This window comes from Bradyrhizobium sp. WSM4874 (assembly GCF_055811835.1).
In genome coordinates this window covers 1-1,425 of sequence record NZ_JBVVPR010000144.1, presented here as the reverse complement: position 1 = coordinate 1,425, position 1,425 = coordinate 1, and the positions used below count along the sequence as shown (strand labels likewise).

Below are 1,425 nucleotides of genomic sequence, written 5' to 3'. Positions count from 1 at the left end.
AAGCATTCCAGCTGCGCGCCTCTAGTCGGCGATTTTTTCTATTTTGAGCCGGCGCCACGTAAAAGACGTCCCTGCTCCGTCACCCATTTGGCGCGCGCAAGATGACTCTGATATGCGCTCTGCGCGCGTTCCGGCTCTCGCTCCGGATCGATATGCAAGACGATTCGAGCGACCTCACGCCAGTCCGCCCCCTGGCCCTCCGCCTGCAGAAGGCGAAGGTACGTGACGACATGCTGTTCGTCATAGGCTGTCAGCGCCGGCTCGTTCGGCGCGACATCCGCGACGTCAAGATCTAGCGACGGCTTCGACATCAGAGGCTACAATGTGCGCGGGATTGAAAATAAAATTGCGAGGCGAACGCCTTGCCGGCTCGAACAGTTCCGTTCTGTAGCATATGGCATGCCACGAACTCGGGCGAGCGTTCAAGAAGCCGCGTTCCCCACATATTCAGCAATCGAGGCTCCGTCCGTGAGCTTCAACACCCAGCTCCGCGTATTATAACACGTAGCGCCAAAATACGCGATTGCTTCCTATCCTGCGGATGGATATCCGCAAGGTTTTCGGAGCGAACGCGCGTCGATTTCGACTGGCCCTTGGCTTGAGCCAAGAGGCCGTGGCGGAACGCATGGGCGTTGACCGGGCCTTCGTGAGCAGCATGGAGCGAGGGCTGCAAAACGCGACATTGCTAACGATCTGGCAGATTGCCCAAGCTTTAGGGGTCCGGCCTGCAGATCTGCTTGAGGAGAAGGTGTCCAAAGTTCGATCATGAACTTCCACGAGCCGGGCCGGTAGCCAGGGAGCGCCCGACCTCGACAAGCGTCACGGAGCCGCCGATCCCGCTGGATCGGCGGCCGTGTGTGAGGCCTCGAACAGCGCCCACAGGGACGCGCGGAGCGCGCCCATCAAACGAAATCTTCCTCAAATTGACGCAACGATCTAAAAAAACAGTCGGTCTCATCGACCGACGTCGGATTTTGAGAAGCCCCGCCCGGCGGACCGGACGGGGCTTGGCGGAGTGTCTACTCGCCGCTCTTGCGGGGCCGCGACCAGAGCAAGGTGTAGCCCTCGCCGCCTTCATCGTCGAACAGGTTCGCGTAGATCGGCGCGTTGAACGAGGGATCATCGAGCTTGAGCGAGAGGTAATCGCGGCCCTCTTCAGAGCGCTTCGACCAAGCTGCGCCGATCTCCGCCCGGCCCACGTAGATGCGGTGGCTGGGAGCATTGTCGTTGGAGCGGTTGGTCTCGGCGATGATACGGACGCCCTTGGCTTGCAGGCTCAGGGTGACGATCTCGCCCTGGAAATCGTTGCCGACCTTCTTGAAAGAACCGATGTTAGCCATGTCACTTCTCGTGCGCCAAGAGTGACGGGTGGAGTCCGTCACGCGCGCCTGTTGCCCCTGCGGGGTGGGAGACTCCGCAGCCCAC

General features: G+C 60.7%; 3 protein-coding genes. 1 reads left to right on the top strand and 2 read right to left on the bottom strand.

Annotated features, from left to right (window positions below; translation table 11 throughout):
- Positions 1-38 precede the first annotated feature (38 nt).
- Complete coding sequence (locus AC0L3P_RS39710) at positions 39-311, bottom strand: DUF2285 domain-containing protein (RefSeq protein ID WP_473309427.1); 273 nt, start codon at positions 309-311, stop codon at positions 39-41.
- A gap of 230 nt (positions 312-541) precedes the next feature.
- Between AC0L3P_RS39710 and AC0L3P_RS39705 the strand changes: the two genes are divergently transcribed.
- Positions 542-769 carry a helix-turn-helix domain-containing protein gene (locus AC0L3P_RS39705; RefSeq protein ID WP_007594546.1) on the top strand — a complete coding sequence of 76 codons (228 nt, stop codon included), beginning with the start codon at positions 542-544 and terminating at the stop codon, positions 767-769.
- Between the two features lie 250 nt (positions 770-1,019).
- On the opposite strand, the gene AC0L3P_RS39700 is transcribed toward AC0L3P_RS39705, so the two are convergent.
- On the bottom strand, positions 1,020-1,340 hold the full coding sequence (locus AC0L3P_RS39700) for a DUF736 domain-containing protein (protein WP_473309426.1): 321 nt from the start codon (positions 1,338-1,340) through the stop codon (positions 1,020-1,022).
- Between the last annotated feature and the right edge of the window lie 85 nt (positions 1,341-1,425).